We start from the raw sequence: 25,432 nt of genomic DNA, 5'->3' as shown, positions 1-25,432 counted from the left end.
TCAGGCAGTACGGCCCGGCGCGACGATGACATCGACCCCGGCGCTGGACAGCTCCTCCTCGAGGGCAGGGATCCGCGCCGGGTGCACCGCCGCAGTGAGATCCCGCAGCACCCGCACCGGTGCACCGGACTCTGCCGCGCCGAGTGCCGTGGCACGTACGCAGAAGTCGTACGCCAATCCCACCACGTCGATCCGCTCCCATTCCGCCTCGGCAATCAGCGGAGCCACGTGCTCCCCCGTCGCGACGACCATCCCCTCGAGCACGCTGTACGACGGGATCCCCTGCCCCTTCCGCACGATCTCGAGCCGCTCCCCCAGCTCGGCAGCGAGCGCCGCGACCTCCGGATGCAGCGCCGCACCCTCGGTGTCCGCGACGCAGTGCACTGGCCAGGTCTCGGAGAAATCCGGCTCTGCGGGCGGCACCGCGAAGTGCCCGCCATTGTCCGTGTCCCCGCGATGCCAGTCCTGGCTGACGAGGATGCGGTCATACCCGGCACCATGGACCCGCACCTGCTCGGCGATCTTCCGTGCGACCTCGACACCCCCGTCGACGCCGAGCGCACCGCCCTCGCAGAAGTCGTTCTGGACATCGACGATGATCAGCATGCGCGACGACATGGCACTCCTCGCTCCGGTGACAGGGGGTCCGCCCAGCGTACGCAGTGCCCCGTTGAACCCCATCTCCTCGGAGCCTGGCACAATCGCTCGCATGTCAGCGTCGCTTCCCCACCCGATCGCGCCCCGCACCTACCCCCGGCTGCTCTCGCCGCTGGATCTGGGTCCGTTCGAGGTGCGCAACCGCATCGTGATGGGCTCGATGCACGTCGGCCTCGAGGACCGCCCGGGCGACGTCAAGAAGCTCGCCGCCTATCTCGGCGAGCGCGCCCGAGGTGGTGCCGGGCTGATCGTGACCGGCGGCTTCTCCCCCGACCGCACCGGTCGGCTCACCCCGCGCGGAGCCCAGGCCGACACGCGCACCCTGCGCGGCCACCGCGTGATCACCCGCGAGGTCCATGAGGCCGACGGTCGGATCATCCTGCAGCTGCTGCACGCGGGTCGCTACGCCTTCCATCCCCTCGCCGCGTCCTCTGCCTCCGGGAAGTCGCCGCTGTCCCCGTTCCGGTCCCGGCGCCTGACCCGGCGCGGGGTGGGCCGCACCGTGGAGCATTTCGCCGAGGCTGCACGGCGGGCGGTCGAAGCGGGCTACGACGGCGTCGAGATCATGGGCTCCGAGGGGTATCTCCTGAACCAGTTCCTGGCACCGGTCACCAACCGGCGGCGGGACCGCTGGGGCCGCGGCGCCGAGGGTCGACGTGCCCTGCCGCTCGCCGTGGCCGCCGCCGTGCGCGAGGCGATCGGGGACGCGTCCCTGCTCAGCTACCGCCTCTCCCTGCTGGACCTGGTGCCGGGCGGCCAGACCTGGGACGAGACGACCGCGCTCGCCCAGGGCCTCGTCGAGCGCGGGGTGGATGTGCTGTCCTCCGGGATCGGCTGGCACGAGGCGCGGGTGCCCACGATCGTCACCTCGGTGCCACGAGCGGCGTTCGCCGAGAACACCGCCGCGCTGCGGGAGCTGGTGGACGTGCCGGTGATCGCCTCGAACCGGATCCACGCCCCCGCCGTCGCCGAGCAGGTCCTCGCCGACGGCCAGGCGGACCTGGTCTCGATGGCACGGCCGTTGCTGGCGGACCCGCAGCTGCCGAACAAGCTCGCCGACGGCCGCGCGAACCAGGTCGTCGCCTGCATCTCCTGCAACCAGGCCTGCCTGGACAAGGTGTTCGACGGCAAGCGGGCCAGCTGCCTGGTGAATCCACGGGCCGGGTACGAGACCGAGCTGGTGCTGAAGCCCGTGATCGAGCGCCGCGCCCGCAAGGTCGCCGTGGTCGGCGCGGGGCCCGCCGGGCTCGAGGCCGCTCTCGCCGCCGCCGAGCGCGGCCACATCGTGACCCTCTTCGAGGCGACCTCGGAGATCGGCGGGCAGCTGCGTCTGGCCGCGCGCATCCCCGGCAAGGAGGACTACGCACAGGCGCTGCAGTCCTGGCGGATGCGGCTGGCAGCGGCCGGGGTCGGGATCCGGCTGGAGACGCGGCCGACGGGTCGCGATCTGCTCGGCTTCAACGACGTCATCGTCGCCACCGGGGTCACCCCGCGCGAGATCGAGCTGCCGGCGACGGGTGGGCCGCAGGTGATCAGCTACGCCGATCTGCTCGAGGGGCGGGCCGAGGCCGGGGACCGGGTCGCGATCATCGGTGCCGGCGGGATCGGGGTCGACGTCGCCGAGTTCCTCAGCGCACCACGTCCCTCCCCCACGCTCGATGTGGCCACCTGGAAGCGGCACTGGGGTGTGGTGGAGGCCGACGAGGAGCATCGCGGCGGCGTCACCGCCCGGCCCGCCGAGGAGCCGCGGCGCGAGGTCCACCTGCTGCAGCGCAAGGAGACCCGGATCGGGGCCGGGCTCGGCCGCACCACCGGCTGGGTGCACCGCGCGGAGCTGCGCCACGCCGGCGTGATCCAGCACCGCGGCGTCACCTACCGCCACGTCGATGAGCAGGGCCTGCACATCCTCGAGGGGGAGGAGGCCCGGGTGCTCGAGGTGGACACCGTGGTGGTCTGCGCCGGGCAGGTCAGCGTCAACGTCCTGGCCGACGAGATCGCCGCCGCGCGCAAGGGTCGCTCACCCCGCGTGCACGTGATCGGCGGGGCCGACGTCGCCGCGGAGCTCGACGCCGAGCGCGCGATCCGTCAGGCTGTCGAGGTCGCCGCTGGGCTCTAGCTAGGCGCCCTCGAGCACCTCACGGGCGATCGGCCCGGCGGTGACGGAGCCGTAGCTGCCGTCCTCGACGAAGGCTGCGACGACGAGGTCGCCCTGGGCGACGATCACCCAGGAGTGGAGCTTCAGCTCGCCCTCCGCGTTGGTCCATTCCGCGGTGCCGGTCTTGCCGATGACCGGCTCGCCGGGCAGGCCCGCGAAGTCGCGGAGGCTGCCGTCGGTGACCACGCCGCGCAGCATCTCCTGCATCTGCGAGGTCTCCTCGGCCGTCAACGGATGCGGCACCTCAGTGGTCATCGGATCGACGTCGGCGAGGATCCGCGGGGCCACCGTGGCGCCGTTCTGGACGCTCCCGAGCACCACCGCCATGGACAGCGGCGAGGTGAGCACCCGGCCCTGGCCCATCATCGCGGCGGCATGCTCGGTGCCCGTGTCCTCCGGATCCACGGATCCCATGAACGCCTCCAGGCCCTCCGGCGCCTCCTGCCCGATCCCCAGAGTGGTGGCGGCGTCGGCGAGCGCAGGCTGGTCCACCGTGTCGTGCTGCAGCAGCAGGGCCGTGTTACAGGAATGCGCGATGACGCTGCGCAGCGGCATCGTGCCGAACAGGGACGGGTTCATCGAGTCGGCGTTCTTGAAGCTCGCGCCGTCGATGGTCGCCGTCTCAGGGCACTCCAGCTCGCTGTCCGGGGTCAGGCCCGCCCGCAGCAGCGAGAGGGCGGTGACCGCTTTGAAGGTGGACCCGGGGGCGTACTGGCCGACGAGACCCACCGGATAGGACTGGCCGGTGGGCCCGAGGGCGGAGGCCAGGACGTCGCCGGTGGAGGGCTGCAGCACGATCACCGCGGCCGGCGACTCCGCATCGGCGATCGCCGCCGTGGCCCGGCTCTGCAGACCGGAGTCGAGAGTCGTGGGGACCGCCACCCCGTCGAGCGGATCGACCCGGTGCAGGGAGCGCTGCTCACCGCCGTCGTCGGCCACCGCGACCACCTCGGAGCCGTCGGTGCCGACGAGCGCGTCGTGCCGGGCGGCGACCACGCCGCCGCTGGCGACCAGATCCCCGGCGACGAGCTCGCCCTCGGACTTCTCGATGTCCTCGGCGCTCGCCTCACGCAGGGAGCCGAGCACCCCGGGGGCGACGTCGCGCTCGACGGCGAGGGGTCGGTTCTGCTCGAGCGCGCGGAAGCCGGTGATCTGCGCGGCGTCCTCCAGCGGGTACTCCCCCTCGGCCTCGACGCGGATCGTGAGGGCGGGGACGAAGGCCTCGGGGCCGTTGTCGGCGACTGCCTGGGCGTAGCGGTCGGGGTCGGTGCCCAGCAGCCCGGCGAGATCGCGGGCCGCGCCCTCCTGCTCGTCCTCCTCGAGCTGGGTCTTGTCCAGGCCCAGCACCTTCACCGGGAGCTCCCCGTACAGCATGTCGCCGTCACGATCGGTGACGGTGCCGAGCTTCGCCTGCACCGTCACGAGGTCCAGATGCTCCTGCCCGCCCAGGCCCGGGGCATACACCTCGGGGCGGAGCTCCGCCGCCCAGCCGTCCTCGCCGCGGCGCAGGGTCGCCTCGGTGGTGTATTCCCAGGTGCCGGCGTCGTCCGGGAGGGTCCAGGTCCAGGCGAGAGTCGCAGTGCGCGCCCCGTCCTCCGCCGTCCCGGCGTCGACGAGCTCGACCTGCGGGGCGGCACCGCTCGCCTCGATGAGCGGGCCGAGGATGCGCTGATGCTCGGGGGCATCGGCCCGGGCGAGTGCGGCGGCGAGCGCCTCCGCCTCCTCCTCGCCCCCGCCGAGCCGGTCGCGCCAGAGCAGACCGGCCACCACGAGGGCGGCGATCGCGAGCACGGCGATCACGATGAGCAGGGGGGCTCGGCGGGTCGAAGAGGAGGCCATGGGCCCATGCTCCCACCTACACTCGTGCGCATGCCCCGAGTGCTCCACACCGCCCAAGCGCTCGTCGACGTCATCCTGGAGATCGACGAGCTGCCCCCACGCGGCGGCAACGCCAATGCCCGCAGCGAGCGCTGGTACGCCGGAGGCGCGGTGACCACGCTGATCGCCGCCGCCCGCACCGGCGCGGTCGCGGTGCACGGCGGAGCCCACGGCACCGGCCCGCACGGCGACCTGATCCGCGAGTCGCTCGCACGAGACGGCGTGACCCTCTCGGACGCGATCCGTCCCGAGGCGGATACCGGCTACTGCACGGTGCTGCTCGAACCGTCGGCCGAACGCACCTTCCTCACCGTGTACGGGGCAGAGCGGCAGATCACCGCTGAGTCCCTGGCGACGCTGGACCCGCAGGCCGGAGACCTGGTGTGCGTCTCGGGATACAGCCTGTTCGAGCCGACCCGCGATCCGCTGCTCGAGTTCCTCGACGCCCTGCCTGACGGGGTGGATGTGGTGCTCGACCCGGGCGACCCCTTCGCGAGCTTCCCCCGTGAGATCCAGCGGCGGATGCTGGCGCGCACCACGGTGTGGACCTCGAATGCCGACGAGGCGCGGGCGCTCACCGATCTCGACGACCTCGAGGACACCCCGGAGGCGATCCGTCGACGTCTCGCCCCCGGTGCGGTGGTGGTGGTGCGGGACGGTGATCGCGGCTGCCTGGTGTTCCACCACGGCCGGGGCACCCAGATCCCCGCCTTCCCGCAGAAGGCGGTGGACACCAATGGTGCGGGCGACACCCATACCGGGGTGATGCTGGCCGAGCGGGCGCTCGGCGCCGACTGGGAGTCCGCGACGACCCGGGCCAACGCCGCCGCCGCGATCGCGGTGACCCGCCACGGCACGGAGAGCTGCCCCACCCGGGCCGAGGTCGATGCGTTCCTCTCCTGAGCGCTAAGTCCCTGCTTCTGATCAGGGTCCGGATCTAGGATGGAGGCGCACATCACCCTCTGATCCGAGTCAGGAGACCATGGCCGACCCGACCTTCCACGATTTCACGGCGCTCACCATCGACGGCGAGCTCCGGGCGATGAGTGAGTACCGCGGGCGCCTGGTCCTCGTCGTCAACACGGCCACGCTGTGCGCCTTCACGCCGCAGCTGACCGGTCTGCAGGAGCTGCATGACCGCTTCTCCGCGCACGGCTTCACCGTGCTCGGCTTCCCCTCGGACCAGTTCCATCAGGAGCCCGGGGCCGATGACGAGATCCAGGAGATCTGCACCTCGAGCTACGAGGTCACCTTCCCGCTGTTCTCGAAGATCGATGTCAACGGCCCGTCCGCTCATCCTCTGTGGCAGTGGATGTGCACGCAGAAGGCCGGGGTGATCGGCGGGCGCATCGCCTGGAACTTCACCAAGTTCCTCATAGACGGCGAGGGGAAGGTGCTGCGCCGCTACGCTCCGCCGGTGCCGCCCTCGCGCATCGCCCGGCGCATCGAGGCCGAACTGGGCCAGCGCCCATGAAGGGTTGGTAGCGTGGGTCACAACCCACCACCTACCTGAAAGGTGCCCTCATGGAAGGCGTCATCCTCTTCCTCGTCCTCGGCTTCGGCTTCCTGATCTTCCTCGTGATCGTGGGGGCGCTGCTGTTCGGCGGTCTGCGCACCTCGCTGATGTTCACGGTGCATACGCAGGAAGCCGTCATCGTCGAGCGCTTCGGCAAGTTCAAGCGCGTCGCGCACGCCGGCCTGAACTTCAAGACCCCCTTCATCGACAACATCACCAAGCCGGTCTCGCTGCGCGTGCAGCAGCTCGAGGTGAACATCGAGTCCAAGACCAAGGACAACGTGTTCGTCAACGTGCCGGTCGCGGTCCAGTACCAGATCGAGAAGGACCAGGTCGTCGCGGCGTACTACGAGCTGTCGAACCCCGAGGCGCAGATCCGCTCGTACGTCTTCGACACGGTGCGCTCGGCGCTGTCCGGTCTCGAGCTGGATCAGGCCTTCGAGTCCAAGGACGACATCGCCAGCAGCGTAGAGCGGACCCTCGCGACCTCGATGCAGAAGTTCGGCTTCAACATCATCAACACCCTGGTCCAGGACATCTCCCCGGACCAGCGGGTGCGCGACTCGATGAACTCCATCAACGCCGCCCAGCGCGACCGGGTCGCCGCCCAGTCCCTCGCCGAGGCGGACAAGATCAAGCGCGTCACCCAGGCTGAGGCCGAAGCCGAGTCCAAGCGCCTCCAGGGTGAGGGCGTCGCCGCCCAGCGCAAGGCGATCGCCCTCGGCATCGCCGAGCAGTACGAGATGCTCCGCAAGGTCGGCATCGAGAACTCCGCCGAGCAGCTGCTGCTGATGACGCAGTACTTCGACACCATGCAGGACGTGGCGCGCAACGCCCGCTCCAACGTGCTCTACCTGCCCTCGAACCCGGGCGCCGTGGGCACCATGGGCGACGAGATCCGCACCGCGATGCTGCAGTCGCAGGCAGCGGCCGCGGCCAGCCAGGACGCCGATGTCGCCGACGCCGACTCCCGCAAGCGCATTTCCGCCGAGCAGCTCCGGGAGCAGGAGCAGCAGCGGGCCGAGCGAGCCCGGGCGCAGGCCGAGCAGCGTGCCCGTGAGGCGAGGCAGCAGGCCCAGCAGGCCCAGCAGGCTCAGCCGCCTCGGCAGGCCCCGAACGGCTACCCCGGTGGGAGCGTCCCGCCGTGGACGCACCCGGGCAGCGCGAACCAGGGCTGACCGATCGCTCTCTGGAGGGGGTCGCCGCGCTGGACGGGCGCGAGGGTTCGCACAGCTCTGAGCTGCAGCGTCCCGTCCGCCGCGGGACCTATGGCCCGACACGTGATTGAAAGTTCATGTAGATTCGAGAGCATCAACGTCGACGCATGAAGGAGCGATTCACGATGAAGGCATGGCAGTTCACCGGTACCGGAAAGCCTCTTGAGCTGAACGAGGTCGAGGAGCCCACGGCGGGCCCCGGAGAGGTCGTCGTGGACGTCAAGGCCACGGGCGTGTGCCACTCCGACGTGGCCGCGCTCGATGACGAGGGCTGGATGGCGCTGTTCCAGCAGGGCCTCCCCCGCACCATGGGCCACGAATCCGCCGGCGTCATCAGCCAGGTGGGCGAGGGCATGGAGCAGTGGAAGGTCGGCGACCGGGTGGGCCTGGCGCCGATGATGTCCGACGGCACCGCGCTCGGCTACGGCCCCTGGGACGGCGGCTTCGGTCCGAAGCTCCGAGCGACCGAGGACAACCTCGTGAGGCTCCCCGACGCCGTCTCCTTCGACCTAGGAGCGATGGCCACCGATGCGGGCCTGACCGCGTACCACGCGATCATGACCCTCGGCGGCGCGACGCCCGGCATGAAGGTCGGTGTGATCGGCCTGGGCGGGCTCGGGTACATCGGTGCCCGCGTCGCCGCACTCGCCGGGGCCGAGGTGTACGGCGCCGAGATCAACCCCGAGACCCGCGAGCTCGCCGACGAGATCGGCCTGGCCGGGGTCGCCGAGTCGATCACCGAGTTCTCGGACCTGGGCCTCGAGCTGGTCGTGGACTATGCCGGCTTCGGCACCACCACCGCGCAGGGCCTCGAGGCACTCGCCAAGTTCGGCACCTTCGTGCAGGTGGGCATGGGGAAGCTCGAAGCACCCCTGAACACCTATGAGCTGATCACCAAGCAGCTCACGATCAAGGGCTCGAACTCCGGCACCAAGGAAGATCTCGAGGGACTCTACGAGCTGATGGCCTCCGGGGAGCTGAACCCGCCGATCAACCACATCACCCACGCGGAGATCCCCGCGGCGATCGACAAGCTCCGCGCAGGCGGCGTGATCGGGCGATACGTGGCGAGCTACGAGGGCTGATCTCCTCCGAAAGTCGTATCGGGCCCACCCCACGGGAGCTTCCTGCGGGGTCGGCCTCTGCGATGAGCTGGGGGCATGAACGATTCTGCCGCCTCCCCTGCGGGTACCGCCGACTACTCCGCCGAGAAGCGGCTGGCCCGCACCGCCGCCGTGACCCTGGGCTGGTGGGCGCACGGCAGCGTGCGTCTGCTGCTCGCGGCGGCGATGCTCTACTACGGCTACGCGAAGCTCGTGCTCGGTCAGTTCGGGGTCGCCGATATGGGCGATGCGCTGATCACCCAGGGTGAGATGAGCCCGATGGGGATGTTGTGGAGGCTGGTCGCCTTCTCCCCGCTGTTCCAGTTCCTGGGGGGCCTGGCCGAATGGGGCGCCGCGATCGCTCTGCTGTGGCGGCGCTCGGTGCCGCTGGGAGCGGCGATCTCCGCCGGATCGATGGCGCTGGTGCTGGTGCTGAACCTCGGCTACGACGTCCCCGTCAAACAGATCGCCCTCGCGCTGCTGGTGATGGCGCTGCTCGTGCTGATCCCCTGGATGCCGCGACTGGCCAAGGCGTTCCTGGGCCACGGGGAGATCGGGAAGGGCCCGCTGCCCACGCTGGTGCCGTGGCGCCCCGCCGCCCGGATCACGAACATCGCCGGCCCGATCGCCGCGCTCGCGCTGGTGGTCGTGCTGGGCTGGGGTGTCAGCGCGATGTATCCCGAGCGGAGCGTCGACGAGTCCTCACCGGCCGGGGTGTGGACCGTGCAGGAGGATGCCGCCGAACCCGCCGCGCAGCTGCACGAGGACACACGATGGAGCGCACTCGCCTTCGGCGAGGTGGAGTACGACGGCCGCTCCGCGGTGCAGCTCCGCCAGGCGAACGGTGAGCTGCTGACCGGCAGCTACCAGCGCACCGGGCCGGACACCGTCGAGCTGTCGCTCGGTCCGCTGCGCGAGCAGGGCACACCGCTGCAGGAGCATTCCGCGATCGAGCCCGTCGCGCTCACGCTGACGCTCGAGGAGCAGGCCGACGGCACGCTGCGCGTGAGCGGCGAGGGGCAGGACCTGGTGCTCGCTCCGGACGACTCCGCGATGGTGCTCTATGAGCGCGGGTTCAGCTGGGGCGTGCGCGCGGACGATCCGTTCAACCGCTGACAGCCGCTGACGGACTCGGGGTTGCGGTTCCCTTCGCGTATCCGCACGCGTAGTGTCGTGGTCCGAGCGCTGTTCACTGCGGCGCGCCGATGAAGAGGGCAGCTGTGTTCGAGACCGATGCGCTCGATGTTCCGCAGCGAGCGCTGACCGGCGACCTGCCCGCCGAGTCCCGCGTCGCCGGCCTCCTCCTCGAGGCCCATGAGCGCTACGCGGGCGAGCAGGCCGGGGTCGTCGCGGACTACATCCCCGCCCTCGCGGAGGCGGATCCCGCACTGTTCGGCCTCTCGCTCACCGAGGTCGACGGCACCGTGCACCGCGTCGGGGATTCGCAGGTCCCCTTCTCGATCCAGTCGATCTCGAAGGCCTTCGTGCTCGCGCTGGTGTGCGAGGAGATCGGCCACGAGGAGGTGCATCGGATCGTCGGCGTCAACAACACCGGCCTCCCCTTCAGCTCGGTGATCGCCCTCGAGCTCAACCACGGCAGCCCGATGAACCCCATGGTCAATGCCGGAGCTATCGCCACCACTGCACTGATGCCCGGGGACAGCGCCGAGGAGAAGTGGGAGGCGGTGCGGGAGGGGCTCAGCCGCTTCGCCGGGCGTCGGCTCGAGCTGGATGAGCGCGTGCTCGCGTCTGAATCCGCGTCGAACCACCGCAATCAGGGAATCGCGGATCTGCTGACCTCCTACGGACGGCTCCTGGGGGACCCGGCCGAGATCGTCGACGTCTACACGCGGCAGTGCTCGCTGCTGGTCACGGCCGATGACCTCGCGGTGATGGGCGCGACCCTCGCTGACGGCGGCGTCAATCCCGTCACCGGGCAGCGCGTGGTCTCGGCGGAGGTCTGCCGGGACACCCTGTCGGTGCTCGCCGCCTGCGGCATGTACGAGACCTCCGGGGAATGGCTGTTCGAGATCGGGCTGCCCGCGAAGTCCGGAGTCTCCGGCGGCATCGTCGCGATCGCCCCCGGCAAGGGCGCGCTCGGCACCTTCTCCCCGCCCCTGGATGCTGCGGGCAACAGCGTCCGCGGGCAGCGAGCCTGCGCCTTCCTCTCCCGGGCTCTCGGTCTGAACCTCTTCGCCTCGCTCCCACACCCGGTCAAGGGCGCCGCGACTCGCGAGTGACGCCGCCGCCCGGACGTCGGCACCCTCCCTTAAGGTGGGAGCGCGGTCGCCACCGGAGCCCGCCACCTGCGACGGAGGAGCATCTGCATGCGGATCGAGTTCGGCTGGTCCCTCGACGGCGCCTCCTGGGCCGACGCCGCCTCCGGCGGGATGACCGGGCAGGTGAGGATCGGGCCGCGCGGGCTGCTCGGGCTTCTGCAGACCAGGCTCGGGCTGACCCGGCCCGCCGTCGATCAGGCGGTGCGGATCGCGCAGTACCTGCGGCTCATCGAGCAATGTATCGAGTCGCCCACCGACAAGGCGCAGTTCTGGCCTGCTCGCTCCTTCGCCCTGGACCCGTGGAGCACCGCCCGGCAGCTGCTGCGCTGGCGCGACGCCGCGGTGGAGGCCGGCTGGAGTCCGGATCCGAAGGGCACCATCCTGCCGCCGCGGCTCGCGGCACTGGCCACGATCGAGCGCCGTGCGGTGGTGGGGATGGTCGGCACGACCGACGCCGCGGGGAATCCCGCCACGCTCGCCCCGGGCGCGGCCGACGACCTCGCCGAGATGGTGGCCGAGCTCGAGCTCGGGGCCGTCGGCTGGCCGCTGGGGATCCAGCAGCTGGTGGCGCAGGAGGACCCTGCAGCCCTGCCCGGCCTGTGGCCGCGGCTGCTCGAGCTGCTGGGCAGGGCCGGGGTCGGGGTCACCCGGGCGGAAGCCCGAGCGGGTGGGCGGCCCGAGGTGGTCGTGGTCCAGTGCCGCGATGAGTGGACCGCGGCGGATGTCGCCGCCCGCTACCTCTCCGCCGGGCCGCGGGAGGGGCTGCACCTGCTGGCCACCACGGACACCGCCGTGCTCGACGCCGCCCTGCACCGCCGGGGCCTGCCCGCCGTCGGCGCCGTGGAGAGCTCGACCGACCGTGCCTCTCACCAGGTGCTGGGGCTGTACCTCGACGTCGCGATCGCCCCGGTGGACGTCCATCAGCTCGCCGCGCTGCTGGATCTGCGGGTACTGCCCGCGCTCGAGCCCGAGGGAGATCCGATCGGGCTGGTGCCGGCCCCGGTGCGCCGGGCCCTGCTGCGCGCACTGGCGAGCGAGCCCGGAGTGGGCGGTCCGGCCTGGCGGGCGGCCCTCGCCCGGCTCGAGGAGCGCGAGGATGCGGCGAAGGTGATGGTCTCCGCCCGCGAGATCGACCGCCTGGTGAGCGACCCGCTCCCGGCCGAGGCCCTGCGCCCCGAAGCGCTGTCCACCCGCCTGGGCTGGCTCGCGGACAGGCTGCGTGCCGTTGGCCACCGCGACAGCGATCTGCGGGCGAGCCTCACCCAGGTGCAGACGCTGCGCCAGGTGCTCGGGATGCTCGACCCCTCCACCACGCTCAGCCGCCGCACCCTGCAGCAGGTCATCGATGCCTGCGGTGGCGGAGGCGGTTCGAGCCTCGCCCGCCGCGAGGTCGCGGAATGGACCGTGACCACCCGCCCCGCCCAGCTGCCCGCCACCGGCGGCACCGTGCTGTGGTGGGGACCGGAGGCGGACGAGGTCACGCCGCCGGTGGTCTGGGATCAGGGGGAGGCCGCCGCGCTGACCGCTGCCGGGGCTCATCTGCTCGCGCCCGAGGCCCTCGCCGCCCTGCGGGTCGAGGCCGGGTCCGCGGGAATGGCCGGGGCGGGCACTGTGGTCGCGGTGCTGCCGGGGCGGCGGCTCGAGGAGGCCGGGCGGCCCAGCAGCCTGCTCGCGCGCCTCGAGACCGACGCCGGGCGCACCGAGGGTGACCGGCTCACCCCGGAGTCGCTGGTCAGCGGGGACCGCTGGTCGCTTACGGGCCGCAGCCTCGAGGTGCAGGTCCCCGCCGAGGAGCATCCCTCCCCCGACACCTCCGCAGAGCGCTCGGCCGGGGACCTCACCCACCTGCTGCCTAGCCGCGTCTCCTACAGCCAGCTCGACACGCTCATCGCCTGCCCGCACCGCTGGGTGCTCGAGTATGCGCTGAAGATCCGCCCGGCCTCCGTCGCGGCCCTGCCCACCGGCCCACGGATGATCGGCACCCTGGTCCATGCGGTGGTGGAGACCCTCGTCCAGGAGCGTGGCCGCTCGCTGACGCCCCCGTCGGGTGAGCGCATCGAGGAGGTGTTCGACCAGCTCGTCCCGCAGCTCGCCTCCGAGCTGGACCTGCCCGGGCGCTCCGCCGAGCGCGCCGAGATCCGCGGCCGGGCCCGCCGTTCCCTCGCCGAGCTGTTCGGGCGCACCGCCGCCGCGGGGCTGCAGATCACCGGTACCGAGACCCGCTTCGAGCTGCCGCTCGAGCTGCCGCTGAAGACTGGGCCGCATCCGGTGGTGATCGCCGGCTCGCGGGACGTCGACGCCCTCGACGCCGTCGGGAACCCCCTGATCCTAGATCTCAAATGGACCAGCAGCCTGCGGCGCTACGCCGATCTGTACGACAGCGGTGACGCGATCCAGCTCGCCACCTACGCCTGGTCTCTCGCCCAGGAGGGCGTGGGTGCTGGGGAGTCGGCGGAGGTCGGCTACTTCCTGCTGCGCAGCGGGGAGTTCGTCGCCGCGGACCGGGCCCTGGATCCGCACCGTCGTGCTCCGATGGATGTCGGTGACGCCTGGGAGCGGATGCTCGCGAGCGCCTCCGAGGCGCTCGACGAGATCGCCACGGGGCAGGTGCGGCTCGGCTGTCGGAGCCTGCTCGACGGAGCAGGCCTGGACACCGACGCCCCCTATGCCAAGCGCCGCACTGCGATCGGGAAGGCCCGTGAGGCGGCCCGAGGGCGCGGGCGGGTGCTGGTCGAGGACCACTGCGGCATCGGAGACTACGCCCAGCTGTGCGGGCTGATCGGAGACGGACGATGAGCTTCACCCTGATCAACGCCTCGGCGGGTTCCGGCAAGACCCACCGGCTCACCCACGAGATCGCGGGCCGCATCCGGGATGGCCTGCATCCCTCCCAGCTGATCGCGACCACCTTCACCCGCAAGGCCGCATCCGAGCTGGTCGACCGCGTGCACCGCACCCTGCTGGAGCAGCACCGCTTCGATGACGCCCAGGGCATCGGCAGCGCGCTGATCGGCACCGTCAACTCGGTGGCGGGTCGCCTGGTGCGCGAGTTCGCCCTGGATCTCGGGATCTCGCCCGACGTGCAGGAGCTCGACGACGTGCGCCAGAGGGCCGCGTTCTCCGCCGCGATCGACGAGGCCGCGGCCGAGGCCGGCTCCCTCGCGAGCGATCTGCTGGCCCGGACCGAGCACGACGGTGAGGAGGACCCGGCCTTCACCTTTGGCAGCTCGCCGTCCTGGCGGGCTCATGTGCGCACCCTCGCGGAGAAGGCCCGCACCAACGGCATCGACGCCCAGCAGCTGCGCGGTGCGGCAGACGCCGCCTGGCAGGAGTACCGCGAGGCAGCCGGGTTCCAGGGGCAAAGGCTCGAGGAGGGCGCCGACCGTCGCGCCGCCTGGCTCAGCGGCCTGGACACCGCGATCCGCGGGCTGAAGGACGATCTCGCCGCCTCGGAGGATCCCGCGCCCGGTGCCGGGAAGCCACCGATCGCCAAGGGGTCGCTGAACTCGGTGCGCAAGGGGATCGACGCCCTGGAGTCACTGCGCCGCACCCTGGAGCGCCGCGACCGGGCGCCCTGGTCGCAGTGGGCGAAGCTCGCCGCAGTCACCGCGTCCAAAGCCGTCGGCGGCGAGAAGGGGTACGTCTACGGCAAGGACACCGACACCGCTCTGGCGGGCCTCGCGCTGCAGATCGAGGCCGAGCTGCCCTCGAATCCGCAGCTGCTGGCCGACGTCCGCTCGCTGATCACCCTGGTCATGTCCACCGCCGCGACCTCTCTGGACGCCTACGCGCGGTACAAGGACGAGCTGGGGCTGATGGACTTCGTCGACCAGGAGGTCCTCGCGCTGGAGGTGCTGCGCCGCAGCGAGCGGGCCCGGACCGCCGTCCGTTCCCGGTTCCGGCTGCTCGCGGTCGACGAGTTCCAGGACACCTCCCCCATCCAGCTCGCCCTGTTCCTGGCGCTCGGTGAGCTCATCGAGGACCTGATCTGGGTGGGCGACCCCAAGCAGGCGATCTACAGCTTCCGCGATGCGGACCCGGACCTCATGCTCGGCGTGCTCAGGGAGATCCGCGCCGGCTCCTCCACGCTCGGCGAGGGCACGGTCGATGATCTCAAGCACTCCTGGCGCTCCCAGGATCCGGTGCTCGAGCTGGTCAACCAGGTGTTCCCCCAGATCTTCCCGAAGCTCCCGCGGGAGCAGGTGGTGCTCACCGCGGCGCCCGCCGCCGCGCAGACGCGAGCCCGGCGCGGTCACCCGGAGGGAAGGCTCGAGGCCTGGACCCCGCAGTACAGCGGTCGGCCCTCGCAGGCCAAGCACGCCCGCGGAGTGGCCGACGGGGTGCTCGCGCTGCTGGGCGATGACGGGGTGGGGCCCGAGGATGTGGCCGTGCTGGTGCGCTCGAACGCCCAGGCCGCGGAGGTGGTCGGGGCGCTCACCGCCCGTGGCATCCCCGCCTCCGGCGAGGGTGTGCCACTCCTCGTCTCCCGGGAGGGTCGGATCCTGCGCGCCGCGCTCGCGGTGACCCTCGACGGCAGCGACACCCTGGCCCTCACCGAGCTGGTGGATCTGCTGACGGGGCATCCTGCGCATGGTCGGTGGTTCTCCGAGCTCACCGCCGCGCCCGATGATGACGCTCGAGCCCAGGTGTTCCGTGAGTGGTGGCAGGCCGATGTGCTCGGCGGGCTGCGGAGCCTGCGCGAGGAGTGCATCTCACTCACCCCCATCGAGATGATCACGGCGCTGGCCGACGCCCTCGATCTGCCCGAGCTGATCCGCTCCTGGTCCACCCCGGACCAGCGCCTGCGCACCCTGGACGCTGCGCGCAAGGTCGCCAAGGAGTACGCGGATCAGGCTCGCTCGGCCTCCGCCCCGATCACGCTGACCGGGCTGCGGGCCGCGCTCGACGACAGCGACCGCGGGCCCGATCTGGCCGGCACCCCGGGCACCGTCTGGGTGGGCACGATCCACGGCGCGAAGGGCCTGGAGTGGCCCCGAGTGGTGGTGATGCAGCAGGACGCCAAGGAACACGCCGCCACCAGCGGGGTGTTCGTGGTCCCGGCGGAGGAGCTGGACGTGATGCAGCCTCTGGCCGGCCGCTCCCTGCGCTACTGGCCGAAGGTGCTCCCCCGCTTCGCACCCCTGCAGGAGCGGCTCGCCGGTTCCGCGCATGCGCTGCGCAGCGCCGCGACGGATCGGGACGAGGCCGGGCGGCTGCAGTACGTGGCGCTCACCCGGGCGCGGGACGTCACCGTGCTCAGCGGCCATGGCTCCGCCCCAGTGCTGGACGCGCTGCTGCCGGAGGCGCGAGAGGAGCCGCTGCTCAGCTGGGAGGTGGGCGCCGAGGAGCTCCGGGTAGGGCCGGTGACGCTGCCCGCCGTGATCCGGGGGACGGCGACGGAGACGGACGAGGACTCGCCCTCCTATCATTCGGGGCGCAGCCCGCTGGCGGCGACCGACCTGTCCCCGCAGCGGCCCGTCGCTGCCGGGGGCGTCTCGGCACGCTTCCAGGCCTCCGGGGTCGAATCCCGTGAGAAGCTGGGAGAGGTGCGCGAGCCGGTGCGGATCGGGCCGCGGTTGGTCCCTGCGGGCGGTCAGGGCTGGGAGCGGGTGGGCGAGGCCGTGCACGGCTACCTCGCCCTGCCCCTGCGCTCCCTCGACGCGGAGCAGCGGGAGCGTGCCGCAGCACGGCTGGTGCAGCGGTGGAGCGTGGAGCGCACGCTCGGTGCCGAGGCGCTGATCGGCGCGGGGCAGGCCTGGCTGGACCACATCGATGCCCTCTTCCCGGGAGCGGAGGAGCTCACCGAGCAGCCGATCAGCTGGTGGAACGAGGACGACCAGGTGATGGAGGGCTGGATCGACACCCTGCTGCGCCTGCCCTCGGGGGAGATCGTGCTGGTGGATCACAAGTCCTATCCGGGAGATGACCCGGTCACGAAGGTGCGCGAGGAGTACCTGGGCCAGATGGCGACCTATTCACAGGCGCTGGCCGCGGCGGGTCGGGTACCGGATCGGATCCTCATGCACCTGCCGCTGCGGGGCGAGGTGCTCGAGATCGAGCTGGCTGCACATGCCCGCTGAGCTGAGCGCCGAGCAGGCGGTCGACGCCGCGCGTGCGCTGCTGGATGAGGCGCTGCGCAGCGGCGGGCGGCGACTGCTCGGGATCGCGGGCGCGCCCGGGGCCGGGAAGTCCTCCCTCACCGCACTGCTGGCCGAGCAGCTGCCGGCGGGGTCCTGTGTGGTGGTGCCGATGGATGGATTCCATCTGGCAGATGTCGCGCTCGCGCGGCTGGGTCGTGCCGAGCGGAAAGGGGCCCCGGACACCTTCGACGCCAGCGGCTATGTGGCGCTGCTGCAGCGGCTGCGGGCGGCGATGCCGCAGGACGAACCGGTGTGGGCGCCGATGTTCGAACGGGATCTCGAGCAGCCGCTGGCTGGCGCGATCGAGGTGCCCGCGCAGGTGCCGCTGGTGATCACCGAGGGGAATTACCGGCTCTTCCCGGTTCGTGGTGATGGGGAGCGTCGCGTCGTAGGCGCAGAACGGCTCGTGGTCCTGCTGTGATGGGTGTTGTCAAGACATCCACATTCCAGAGGACCACGAGCCTGTGCACGAGAGTACTGGTTCGCAGCGTGATGCTGCGAGCACGATCTTCAACTTGCCCAATTACCGCGTCATCGATGCCGTCGACCTGCCCGACGGGGGCCGGCGGGTGGTGATCGCCTCGACCGTCCCGCCGGGCTGTCCGTCCTGCGGGGTGCTGGCGACGAAGGTCCATTCCCGCCGGTCACAGCAGGTCCGGGACGTTCCCGTCGCTGGCGCGGCGGTGGTGGTGTGGGCCAAGCGGCGCTGGTTCTGTCTGGAGCCGGCTTGTGCCCGGGGCACGTTCGCCGAGGCCACCGAGCAGATCCCTCGTTACGCACGCTCGACGACCCGACTGCGGGAAGAGGTCGTCTCTGCCGTGATCACCTCGGGCCGTGCAGCCTCCGAGGTGGCCCGGGCCCACGGCGTCTCGTGGTGGCTGGTCCAGTCCGCCCTCAGCGCCGCCGCTGTGGTCCTGCCTGACGTCGACGACGTGCGGGTCAGGCGTCTGGGGGTCGATGAGCACCGCTACCGGTCAGTGCGCTGGTTCCGCACCGACGAGGGCGCTTGGAGACGGTTCGAGCCGTGGATGACGACGCTGGTCGACCTGGCCACCGGGCAGGTCCTCGGCATCGTCGACGGCCGGGACTCCAGGGCCGTCGGGGACTGGCTGGCCCAGCGTTCCGAGCTGTGGCGGGAGCGGATCGAGATCGTCGCGATCGATCCGTCGGCCGCGTTCCGCAAGGCGCTGCGGACCTACCTGCCTCGGGCCGCGGTCTCGGTCGACAAGTTCCACCTGGTCAAGCTCGGGAACGACATGGTCACCACCGTCAGGCAGCGCCTGGCCCGCACCCATCGCGGTCGTCGGGGTCGCAAGGACGACCCGGCCTGGGCCCACCGGATGCTGCTGCTGCGCGGCGGCGACACCCTGACCCCGAGGGCGTGGGAGCGGTTGGAGACGGTGTTCCGCACCGATGACCCCACTGACGAGCTCTCGGCCGCCTGGGGCATCAAGGAGCAGCTCCGCCGCCTGCTGGCCACCGACACTCTCGCCCAGGCCTGGGACGAACGGATGCGGATGGGCTACTTCGTCCAGATCGCGAACATGCCCGAGACGACGAAGCTCTACGACACCGTCGTGGCCTGGTGGGACGCGATCGAGGTCCTCATCGTCACCGGCGCAACCACCGCGAAGGTCGAAGCGGGCAACACCGGCATCAAGAACATCAAACGCACCGGCCGCGGATTCCGCAACGCGGAGAACTACCGGACCCGTATCCTGCTGACCAGCGCCGCGAGAACCGTAGCGTGAATACCCGCCACAGCAGGGTCATTCACCACGAACCGCGAAGAGCCGCATACGGTCCGTGACATCTGCGGCCAACAGCACTGAGCTGCTGAAATCTCCGACCAACTGTGGCACCTGGGCGTGTAAATCTGCACGGTCGAAAAGGGGCAGGTTGAGCAGGAACTGCGGATCGGTGGCCCACCCGCCAATGGCCTCGACAAAGGCGGTCGCCAATGCCATTGCCGGCGTCACGCCATGCTTTCGCGCGATATGTTCCAACCGTTCGCGTTCAACCGGGTTCAACCAGTGGTGCAGCCGCTGCACGCGCGTCGGCGTCCGCCCGGGTGTCTGCCTCAGACGCGGCAGGTCAGGAGCACCAGGCAGTGTGGGCAACCGTGCCTGCCACCAGTCGCGAGCCTCGGCATACTCCCGCGTGTGAGTCTCGGACTGTTCCGCCTGACGGCGGTCGGCAAGATACTGAGGGAAGCTGTACGTCAGGCTCGGCAGTACGGAGTCCGGGTCGTGATAGTAGGTAGCGAGATCGGCCATGAGGACCCTGAAGCTGGCTGCATCGGCGGCAATCATGTCGAGATTGACGTGCAATCGCGTTCTGCTCTCACTCACCAGCGACACCGCGACATCGAATACTTGTCCGGACGCGATATCGAGTTGTCGATGTGAGGCCTCGTGACGAACACGTTCCAACGCGGCAGCCTGCTCCGCGTCATCGAGGTCACGCAGATCATGAATGGTGAGGCCCGGCCACGCCGGCTGCGGGAGAATACGCTGCCGCCCGTCGTCGCCGATCGCGACTCGGAGCATCCCATGGCGTTCTAAGAGCAGCCGCACGGCTCTGTCGAGTCGGTCCGTATCGATGCAGGGGCCATCGAACTCGTTGTACAGATGCGTTGCCACACCTCCGAACTCCATGTCCGCGTCTCGTCCGGCCCAATATGCATGCTGCATGAGCGCCAGGTCGAACGGCTCGCCAGGACTCACCGGTGGTGCCGGGTCCACAGCCTCGGGCTCGGCGCGCGGGGCATCGAGCAACTGCCGCCAGGCGCCGAAAGTCGGGCGCTCCGCGAGCTGCTCAAAGGTGGCCGATACTCCCAGTCGGCGTGCCTGGTTGATGACGGACATCATCCCGAGCGAGTCGAGGCCGAGCTTCAACGGCTCGGCATCGTCGCTGAGAGCTCTGACATCGCAGCCGAGCCGCGCGGCAATCAAGTCCGCGATGATGTCCGACGGACGCGCGTCGGCCTCAGACGATGACCCTAACGGGACAGCTCGATCAACGTTGGACGACATGGATCTCCTTGAAGTGTATGGGTGCTCAGGGCAGGCTGGTTGTGGCATAGAGCGGATACCGGTTGGCCAGTGCGGAGACGCGGCTCGCGAGGCTGGGACCGTTCTCCGCTCGGGTTAGGGCGTCGGCCAGGATCTCGGCGACCTCGGCGAAGGCGGAGTCGTCGAAACCGCGAGTCGCAAGGGCCGAAGTGGCCAGCCGAAGCCCAGAAGGTCGACGGGATGTGCGCGTCTCGTTCGGAACCGTATTGCGATTGACTGTCACGCCAATACTCTCCAGATACTGTTCTGCGTCTGCACCGTCGGTGAACTGGCCTTGTTCTATTGCTTCGGACAAATCAAGCAACACGAGATGACAGTCAGTGCCACCGGTCACCACCTGGATCCCCGATGATCTGATGTCGGGCTGACAGAGCCGCTCGGCGATGATCTTCGCGCCTTGAAGTGTTCGCCGTTGGCGCTCGACAAACCCAGGTCGGCCGGCGAGATGGAAGGTGGCAGCCTTGGCGGCGATGCTCTGATTGAGCGCTCCGCCTTGGTGCCCGGGGAAAACAGCCGCGTCGATTCGGTCGGCCAGTGAGCCCCGGCAGAGGACCAGCCCACCGCGCGCACCTCCGAGAGTCTTGTGGGTCGTGCTGGTGACGACATCGGCATACGGCACCGGCGAGGGGTACACACCGGCTGCGATCAGGCCAGCAAGGTGTGCCATATCCGCGACGAGAAAGGCGCCGACCTCGTCGGCGGTATGTCGGAACCCGGCTGCTAGCGGACATGCCAATCTCCCTGTAGGCGGACACGGATTTCCCTGCTGACGGACAGTTGATCTCCCTGTCTGTGGTCCTGGGATCGGGCCGTGTCGGTCCCGAAATGCGCGTCCCTCCGGGGTTTGCTCGAGGTCTTCTACCACCACGAGCAGGTACCCACCGGAGGGACGCATGAAGAAGTCTGACAGGGAGATCATGGAAATTCTGGAGGCGTTCGACGCCACGGGGTCCGCGCATTCGGCGGCGGGGCTGGCGGGGGTGGATGCGAAGACGGTGCGGCGTTACGTCGCTGCCCGGGATGCGGGGGCGCCGGTGATGGGGCCGGGCCGGCGGCCGCGGATGCTGGATGGGTTCTTGCCGAAGATCGAGGAGTGGGTCGAGCGCAGTAGCGGCAAGGTCCGCGCGGACGTGGTCCATGAACGGCTGGTCGCGCAGGGGTTCACGGGGACGGAGCGAACTACTCGGCGGGCGGTCGCACGAGCCAAGGCGGCGTGGCGGGCCGGGCACCGGCGCACTTACCGGCCGTGGATCACCGAGCCGGGGCTGTGGCTGCAGTTCGACTGGGGTGAGGGTCCGAAGGTGCCCGGCCCGGACGGGACGCCGCGGCGGACGTGGCTGTTCTGCGCGTGGCTGGCCTTCTCGAGGTTCCGGGTGGTGATCCCGGTCTGGGACCAGACCCTGCCCACGCTGATCACGTGCCTGGATGCGACGCTGCACCGCCTGGGCGGGGTCCCGACCTATGTCCTGACCGACAACCCGAGGACCGTCAGCATCGATCACGTGGCCGGGGTCCCGGTGCGGCATCCGCAGATCGTCGAGGTCGGCCGGCACTACGGCATGCAGGTCCATACCTGCGTCCCTTTCGATCCGGAGTCCAAGGGCGGGACCGAGGCGACGGTGAAGATCGCGAAGGCGGATCTGGTGCCCACCGACGCGAACCTCCGCGCCGACTACGCCTCGTTCGCCGAGCTCGAGACCGCCTGCGAGACGTTCACCCACAAGGTCAACGCCCGCAGGCATCGAGAGTCCGCACGGATCCCGGCCGAGGCCCTGGCCGAGGAACGTGCCCGCCTGCACGTGCTGCCGGCGGCTCCTCACACGATGGCGCTGGGCCAGACCCGGTCGGTGGGCACCGATCAGACGGTGCGGTTCGGATCGGTGCGCTACTCCACGCCGCCGGGCCTGGTCGGGGCCGAGGTCTGGGTCCGCGCCGCGGGGATGGAGCTGGTGATCATCGCCGACCTCGACGCCCTACCCACCCTCCCGGACTGGGCCGGGGACCGACGCGGGCTGGTCGAGGTCGCCCGCCATCGCCTCTCCACCCCGGGCACTCCCCGGATCGACCTGGCCCACTATCCCGACCATCCCCAGGACCCGACCGGCGCTCCCCGCGTTCCGCGGCCCCGGGCCCGCACCAGCGCCGAGCGGGACTTCCTCGCCCTGGGAGATGGGGCGAGGGCCTGGCTGATCGAGGCCTCTGCCGCCGGGACAGTGCGGATCCGGGCGAAGATGACCGCCGCGCTCGAGCTGGCCGCCCTGGTCGGCACCGATCAGGTTGATGCCGGACTCGGGATCGCCGCGACCGCCGGACGCTTCGCCGAGGGTGACCTGGCCACCATCGTCGACCACCACTTAAGCGGTGCCGCGGTCGCAGACCTGGTCATCGCTGATGAGACCCACTCCGCCCAGCCCGGCACCACCAGCTGGGCCGGATTCACCACCACCACGAGCATGGAGACCACCCGATGACCGTCACCACGACGATGACTGCCCCGCCGCTGCCCGAGGACCTGACCACGGTCCTGAAGCGCATGCGCATGCCCTACCTCCGTGCTGCCGCCCCGGACGTGCTGGCCACCGCGAAAGCGCAGCGATGGGACCCCACCGAGGTCCTCCGCGTCCTTCTGGCTGAAGAGGTCCGGGGGCGGGACGCGGCCACCAAGGCGATGCGCCGCAAGAGCGCCGGCCTGCCAGCCGGGAAGACCTTCCAGACCTGGCAGGAGACCGCCTCCTCCATCCCCGCCCCGACCCAGTCGGCGCTGGCGACCCTGGAATGGATCCACCGCGCTGAGAACCTCGCCATCAGCGGGCCCTCCGGCACCGGGAAGACCCACTTCGTCGAGGCGATCGCCCACCAGGTGATCGACGCCGACATGCGCGTTGCCTGGTTCACCCTGGAATCGCTGACCACCGCGATCGGACGGGCCAGCGTCGATGGGTCGATCAACAAGGTCATCGCCCGGATCACCCGCGCCGACCTGATCGTCGTTGACGACATCGGCATGCTCCCGGCAGGGCAGGCCGCCGCCGAAGCGTTCTACCGCCTCGTCGACGCTACCTACGAACGGCGGAGCCTGGCCGTGACCAGCAACCTCCACCCCGCCGGGTTCGACACCTTCATGCCCAAGACCCTCGCCACCGCGACCGTCGACCGGCTCCTCCACCACGCCCACGTCCTCACCACCGAGGGCACCTCGATGCGACTGGCCGAGGCCACCGCCGGACGCGGTGTCGTCCCTTTGACCTAACCCCGCAGGGAGATCAACTGACCGCCGACAGGGAGATGAACTGTCCGCGGACAGGGAGATCAAACGTCCGCCCACAGGGAGATCCCGATGTCCCTTGACACCGGCCCAGTCAACCGTCCTCGGATAGGCTGTCCACCCTGCAACGATGACTCGCGGTCGATGCTGGCGCGCGAGACGGGCCACGGTCTCCAAGTTCACCAGCCCGGTATCGGAATCCAGGTGATATCGGACAGCTTTGTAGAAGGTTCCTGAAGCATTCATTGTCGTGCCGTGTGAGAGGTGCCCGCCGTGGGAAAGGGCCAAACCCATCACCGTGTCACCAGGTTTCATCAGGGCGCCGAACGCAGCGGCGTTCGCCTGAGCTCCAGAGTGCGGCTGCACATTTGCGTGGTCGGCCGAGAACAGCTTCCGAGCCCGATCAATCGGGCTCTTCGCGGTTCGTGGTGAATGACCCTGCTGTGGCGGGTATTCACGCTACGGTTCTCGCGGCGCTGGTCAGCAGGATACGGGTCCGGTAGTTCTCCGGGTTGCGGAATCCGCGGCCGGTGCGTTTGATGTTCTTGATGCCGGTGTTGCCCGCTTCGACCTTCGCGGTGGTTGCGCCGGTGACGATGAGGACCTCGATCGCGTCCCACCAGGCCACGACGGTGTCGTAGAGCTTCGTCGTCTCGGGCATGTTCGCGATCTGGGCGAAGTAGCCCATCCGCATCCGTTCGTCCCAGGCCTGGGCGAGAGTGTCGGTGGCCAGCAGGCGGCGGAGCTGCTCCTTGATGCCCCAGGCGGCCGAGAGCTCGTCAGTGGGGTCATCGGTGCGGAACACCGTCTCCAACCGCTCCCACGCCCTCGGGGTCAGGGTGTCGCCGCCGCGCAGCAGCAGCATCCGGTGGGCCCAGGCCGGGTCGTCCTTGCGACCCCGCCGCCCGCGATGGGTGCGGGCCAGGCGCTGCCGGACGGTGGTGACCATGTCGTTTCCGAGCTTGACCAGGTGGAACTTGTCGACCGAGACCGCGGCCCGAGGCAGGTAGGTCCGCAGCGCCTTGCGGAACGCGGCCGACGGATCGATCGCGACGATCTCGATCCGCTCCCGCCACAGCTCGGAACGCTGGGCCAGCCAGTCCCCGACGGCCCTGGAGTCCCTGCCGTCGACGATGCCGAGGACCTGCCCGGTGGCCAGGTCGACCAGTGTCGTCATCCACGGCTCGAACCGTCTCCAAGCGCCCTCGTCGGTGCGGAACCAGCGCACTGACCGGTAGCGGTGCTCATCGACCCCCAGACGCCTTACCCGCACGTCGTCGACGTCAGGCAGGACCACAGCGGCGGCGCTGAGGGCGGACTGGACCAGCCACCACGAGACGCCGTGGGCCCGGGCCACCTCGGAGGCTGCTCGGCCCGAGGTGATCACGGCCGAGACGACCTCTTCCCGCAGTCGGGTCGTCGAGCGTGCGTAACGAGGGATCTGCTCGGTGGCCTCGGCGAACGTGCCCCGGGCACAAGCCGGCTCCAGGCAGAACCAGCGCCGCTTGGCCCACACCACCACCGCCGCGCCAGCGACGGGAACGTCCCGGACCTGCTGTGACCGGCGGGAATGGACCTTCGTCGCGAGCACCCCGCAGGACGGACAGCCCGGCGGGACGGTCGAGGCGATCACCACTCGACGACCTCCGTCGGGCAGGTCGATGGCGTCGATGACGCGGTAGTTGGGCAGGTTGAAGATCGTGCTCGCAGCATCCCGCTGCGAACCAGTATTCTCGTGCACAGGCTCGTGGTCCTCTGGAATGTGGATGTCTTGACAACACCCATCACAGCAGGGCCACGAGCCGTTCTGCGCCTACGACGCGACGCTCCCCATCACCACGAACCGGGAAGAGCCATCAATCGCGAGACGTTCAATCTCATCGATATGGGCACATCCGCCATAGTAGCGACGGCCCGGATATCCCTCGGAATACTTGTTTGTCAGTATCGAACCCTGCGCCTGAAGCACGGAGACTGGCGCGAAGTTTTCCGATGCGATCATCTCCAACGTCTGCCGCTGACGTGACATTTCCTCCGACACGAGGGTGTGCAGCTGGGGGTCTGCGTCCATCAGTGACTCGTCGAGATCGTTGTGCGCTGGCGGCGACGCTCTGCGAGTTGACCGAAGGGACTCATCGGAGTCCGGCG

At 70.2% G+C, this 25,432-nt stretch carries 18 protein-coding genes and 2 pseudogenes; 13 read left to right on the top strand and 7 right to left on the bottom strand.

Annotated features, from left to right (window positions below):
- Complete coding sequence (locus ACT3UF_RS10905) at positions 1–618, bottom strand: isochorismatase family protein (protein ID WP_441443819.1); 618 nt, start codon at positions 616–618, stop codon at positions 1–3.
- 91 nt (positions 619–709) lie between these two features.
- On the opposite strand from ACT3UF_RS10905, the gene ACT3UF_RS10900 reads away from it, so the two are divergent.
- On the top strand, positions 710–2,773 hold the full coding sequence (locus tag ACT3UF_RS10900; protein ID WP_444502752.1) for an oxidoreductase: 2,064 nt from the start codon (positions 710–712) through the stop codon (positions 2,771–2,773).
- Here the strand turns inward: ACT3UF_RS10900 and ACT3UF_RS10895 are convergent, their stop codons facing one another.
- Entirely contained in the window at positions 2,774–4,651 is a 1,878-nt protein-coding gene (locus ACT3UF_RS10895) for a penicillin-binding transpeptidase domain-containing protein (RefSeq protein ID WP_444502751.1), read from the bottom strand.
- Between the two features lie 30 nt (positions 4,652–4,681).
- Between ACT3UF_RS10895 and ACT3UF_RS10890 the strand changes: the two genes are divergently transcribed.
- From ACT3UF_RS10890 to ACT3UF_RS10845, 10 genes are all read left to right on the top strand, one after another.
- Complete coding sequence (locus ACT3UF_RS10890) at positions 4,682–5,593, top strand: PfkB family carbohydrate kinase (RefSeq protein ID WP_441443816.1); 912 nt, start codon at positions 4,682–4,684, stop codon at positions 5,591–5,593.
- Between the two features lie 79 nt (positions 5,594–5,672).
- Positions 5,673–6,164: a glutathione peroxidase gene (locus ACT3UF_RS10885; protein ID WP_441443815.1), complete on the top strand. Its 492-nt coding sequence runs from the start codon at positions 5,673–5,675 to the stop codon at positions 6,162–6,164.
- Between the two features lie 50 nt (positions 6,165–6,214).
- Positions 6,215–7,384 (top strand): SPFH domain-containing protein, encoded by a 1,170-nt coding sequence (locus ACT3UF_RS10880; protein WP_441443814.1) that lies wholly within the window; start codon positions 6,215–6,217, stop codon positions 7,382–7,384.
- A 146-nt stretch (positions 7,385–7,530) separates the two neighbouring features.
- Entirely contained in the window at positions 7,531–8,508 is a 978-nt protein-coding gene (locus ACT3UF_RS10875; protein ID WP_441443813.1) for a zinc-binding dehydrogenase, read from the top strand.
- A gap of 75 nt (positions 8,509–8,583) precedes the next feature.
- Positions 8,584–9,642, top strand: a complete 1,059-nt coding sequence (locus ACT3UF_RS10870) for a hypothetical protein (protein ID WP_441443812.1) — start codon at positions 8,584–8,586, stop codon at positions 9,640–9,642.
- A gap of 104 nt (positions 9,643–9,746) precedes the next feature.
- Entirely contained in the window at positions 9,747–10,766 is a 1,020-nt protein-coding gene (gene glsA, locus ACT3UF_RS10865) for a glutaminase A (protein ID WP_441443811.1), read from the top strand.
- An 87-nt stretch (positions 10,767–10,853) separates the two neighbouring features.
- Entirely contained in the window at positions 10,854–13,601 is a 2,748-nt protein-coding gene (locus tag ACT3UF_RS10860) for a PD-(D/E)XK nuclease family protein (protein ID WP_441443810.1), read from the top strand.
- Entirely contained in the window at positions 13,598–16,885 is a 3,288-nt protein-coding gene (locus ACT3UF_RS10855) for a UvrD-helicase domain-containing protein (protein ID WP_444502749.1), read from the top strand. The genes ACT3UF_RS10860 and ACT3UF_RS10855 overlap by 4 nt, the downstream gene beginning before the upstream one ends.
- Positions 16,875–17,366 carry a hypothetical protein gene (locus ACT3UF_RS10850; RefSeq protein ID WP_444608328.1) on the top strand — a complete coding sequence of 164 codons (492 nt, stop codon included), beginning with the start codon at positions 16,875–16,877 and terminating at the stop codon, positions 17,364–17,366. The genes ACT3UF_RS10855 and ACT3UF_RS10850 overlap by 11 nt, the downstream gene beginning before the upstream one ends.
- A gap of 43 nt (positions 17,367–17,409) precedes the next feature.
- Entirely contained in the window at positions 17,410–18,696 is a 1,287-nt protein-coding gene (locus ACT3UF_RS10845; RefSeq protein ID WP_444608327.1) for an ISL3 family transposase, read from the top strand.
- Between the two features lie 18 nt (positions 18,697–18,714).
- Here the strand turns inward: ACT3UF_RS10845 and ACT3UF_RS10840 are convergent, their stop codons facing one another.
- Positions 18,715–19,980: a condensation domain-containing protein gene (locus ACT3UF_RS10840; RefSeq protein ID WP_444608326.1), complete on the bottom strand. Its 1,266-nt coding sequence runs from the start codon at positions 19,978–19,980 to the stop codon at positions 18,715–18,717.
- 25 nt (positions 19,981–20,005) lie between these two features.
- Positions 20,006–20,914: a hypothetical protein gene (locus tag ACT3UF_RS10835; RefSeq protein WP_444608414.1), complete on the bottom strand. Its 909-nt coding sequence runs from the start codon at positions 20,912–20,914 to the stop codon at positions 20,006–20,008.
- Between ACT3UF_RS10835 and istA the strand changes: the two genes are divergently transcribed.
- The gene (gene istA / locus ACT3UF_RS10830) at positions 20,913–22,490 is read left to right on the top strand and encodes an IS21 family transposase (RefSeq protein ID WP_444607959.1); all 1,578 of its coding nucleotides are present in this window, start codon (positions 20,913–20,915) and stop codon (positions 22,488–22,490) included. The genes ACT3UF_RS10835 and istA overlap by 2 nt on opposite strands.
- Complete coding sequence (gene istB, locus ACT3UF_RS10825) at positions 22,487–23,269, top strand: IS21-like element helper ATPase IstB (RefSeq protein WP_193119620.1); 783 nt, start codon at positions 22,487–22,489, stop codon at positions 23,267–23,269. The genes istA and istB overlap by 4 nt, the downstream gene beginning before the upstream one ends.
- Positions 23,270–23,374: 105 nt before the next feature.
- Here istB and ACT3UF_RS10820 read toward each other — a convergent pair.
- From ACT3UF_RS10820 to ACT3UF_RS10810, 3 genes and pseudogenes are all read right to left on the bottom strand, one after another.
- Positions 23,375–23,692: pseudogene (locus ACT3UF_RS10820) on the bottom strand (serine hydroxymethyltransferase); the annotation flags it as partial.
- A gap of 46 nt (positions 23,693–23,738) precedes the next feature.
- On the bottom strand, positions 23,739–25,025 hold the full coding sequence (locus ACT3UF_RS10815; protein ID WP_444608325.1) for an ISL3 family transposase: 1,287 nt from the start codon (positions 25,023–25,025) through the stop codon (positions 23,739–23,741).
- 114 nt (positions 25,026–25,139) lie between these two features.
- Positions 25,140–25,355, bottom strand: a pseudogene (locus ACT3UF_RS10810) (serine hydroxymethyltransferase); the annotation flags it as partial.
- Positions 25,356–25,432 lie beyond the last annotated feature (77 nt).

Origin of the sequence: Brachybacterium sp. AOP24-D1-21, from assembly GCF_052378665.1 — a bacterium.
GTDB lineage: Bacteria > Actinomycetota > Actinomycetes > Actinomycetales > Dermabacteraceae > Brachybacterium.
Note: the sequence above shows the minus strand (reverse complement) of the source record. Positions and strands in the feature narration are given on the sequence as shown.

Excerpts from the sequence above, each read along its gene's own strand:
- ACT3UF_RS10905 (WP_441443819.1), bottom strand. The coding sequence starts at position 618 with ATGTCGTCGCGCATGCTGATCATCGTCGATGTCCAGAACGACTTCTGC.
- ACT3UF_RS10900 (WP_444502752.1), top strand. The coding sequence starts at position 710 with ATGTCAGCGTCGCTTCCCCACCCGATCGCGCCCCGCACCTACCCCCGG.
- ACT3UF_RS10895 (WP_444502751.1), bottom strand. The coding sequence starts at position 4,651 with ATGGCCTCCTCTTCGACCCGCCGAGCCCCCCTGCTCATCGTGATCGCC.
- ACT3UF_RS10890 (WP_441443816.1), top strand. The coding sequence starts at position 4,682 with ATGCCCCGAGTGCTCCACACCGCCCAAGCGCTCGTCGACGTCATCCTG.
- ACT3UF_RS10885 (WP_441443815.1), top strand. The coding sequence starts at position 5,673 with ATGGCCGACCCGACCTTCCACGATTTCACGGCGCTCACCATCGACGGC.
- ACT3UF_RS10880 (WP_441443814.1), top strand. The coding sequence starts at position 6,215 with ATGGAAGGCGTCATCCTCTTCCTCGTCCTCGGCTTCGGCTTCCTGATC.
- ACT3UF_RS10875 (WP_441443813.1), top strand. The coding sequence starts at position 7,531 with ATGAAGGAGCGATTCACGATGAAGGCATGGCAGTTCACCGGTACCGGA.
- ACT3UF_RS10870 (WP_441443812.1), top strand. The coding sequence starts at position 8,584 with ATGAACGATTCTGCCGCCTCCCCTGCGGGTACCGCCGACTACTCCGCC.
- ACT3UF_RS10860 (WP_441443810.1), top strand. The coding sequence starts at position 10,854 with ATGCGGATCGAGTTCGGCTGGTCCCTCGACGGCGCCTCCTGGGCCGAC.
- ACT3UF_RS10855 (WP_444502749.1), top strand. The coding sequence starts at position 13,598 with ATGAGCTTCACCCTGATCAACGCCTCGGCGGGTTCCGGCAAGACCCAC.
- ACT3UF_RS10850 (WP_444608328.1), top strand. The coding sequence starts at position 16,875 with ATGCCCGCTGAGCTGAGCGCCGAGCAGGCGGTCGACGCCGCGCGTGCG.
- ACT3UF_RS10840 (WP_444608326.1), bottom strand. The coding sequence starts at position 19,980 with ATGTCGTCCAACGTTGATCGAGCTGTCCCGTTAGGGTCATCGTCTGAG.
- istA (WP_444607959.1), top strand. The coding sequence starts at position 20,913 with ATGAAGAAGTCTGACAGGGAGATCATGGAAATTCTGGAGGCGTTCGAC.
- ACT3UF_RS10835 (WP_444608414.1), bottom strand. The coding sequence starts at position 20,914 with ATGCGTCCCTCCGGTGGGTACCTGCTCGTGGTGGTAGAAGACCTCGAG.
- istB (WP_193119620.1), top strand. The coding sequence starts at position 22,487 with ATGACCGTCACCACGACGATGACTGCCCCGCCGCTGCCCGAGGACCTG.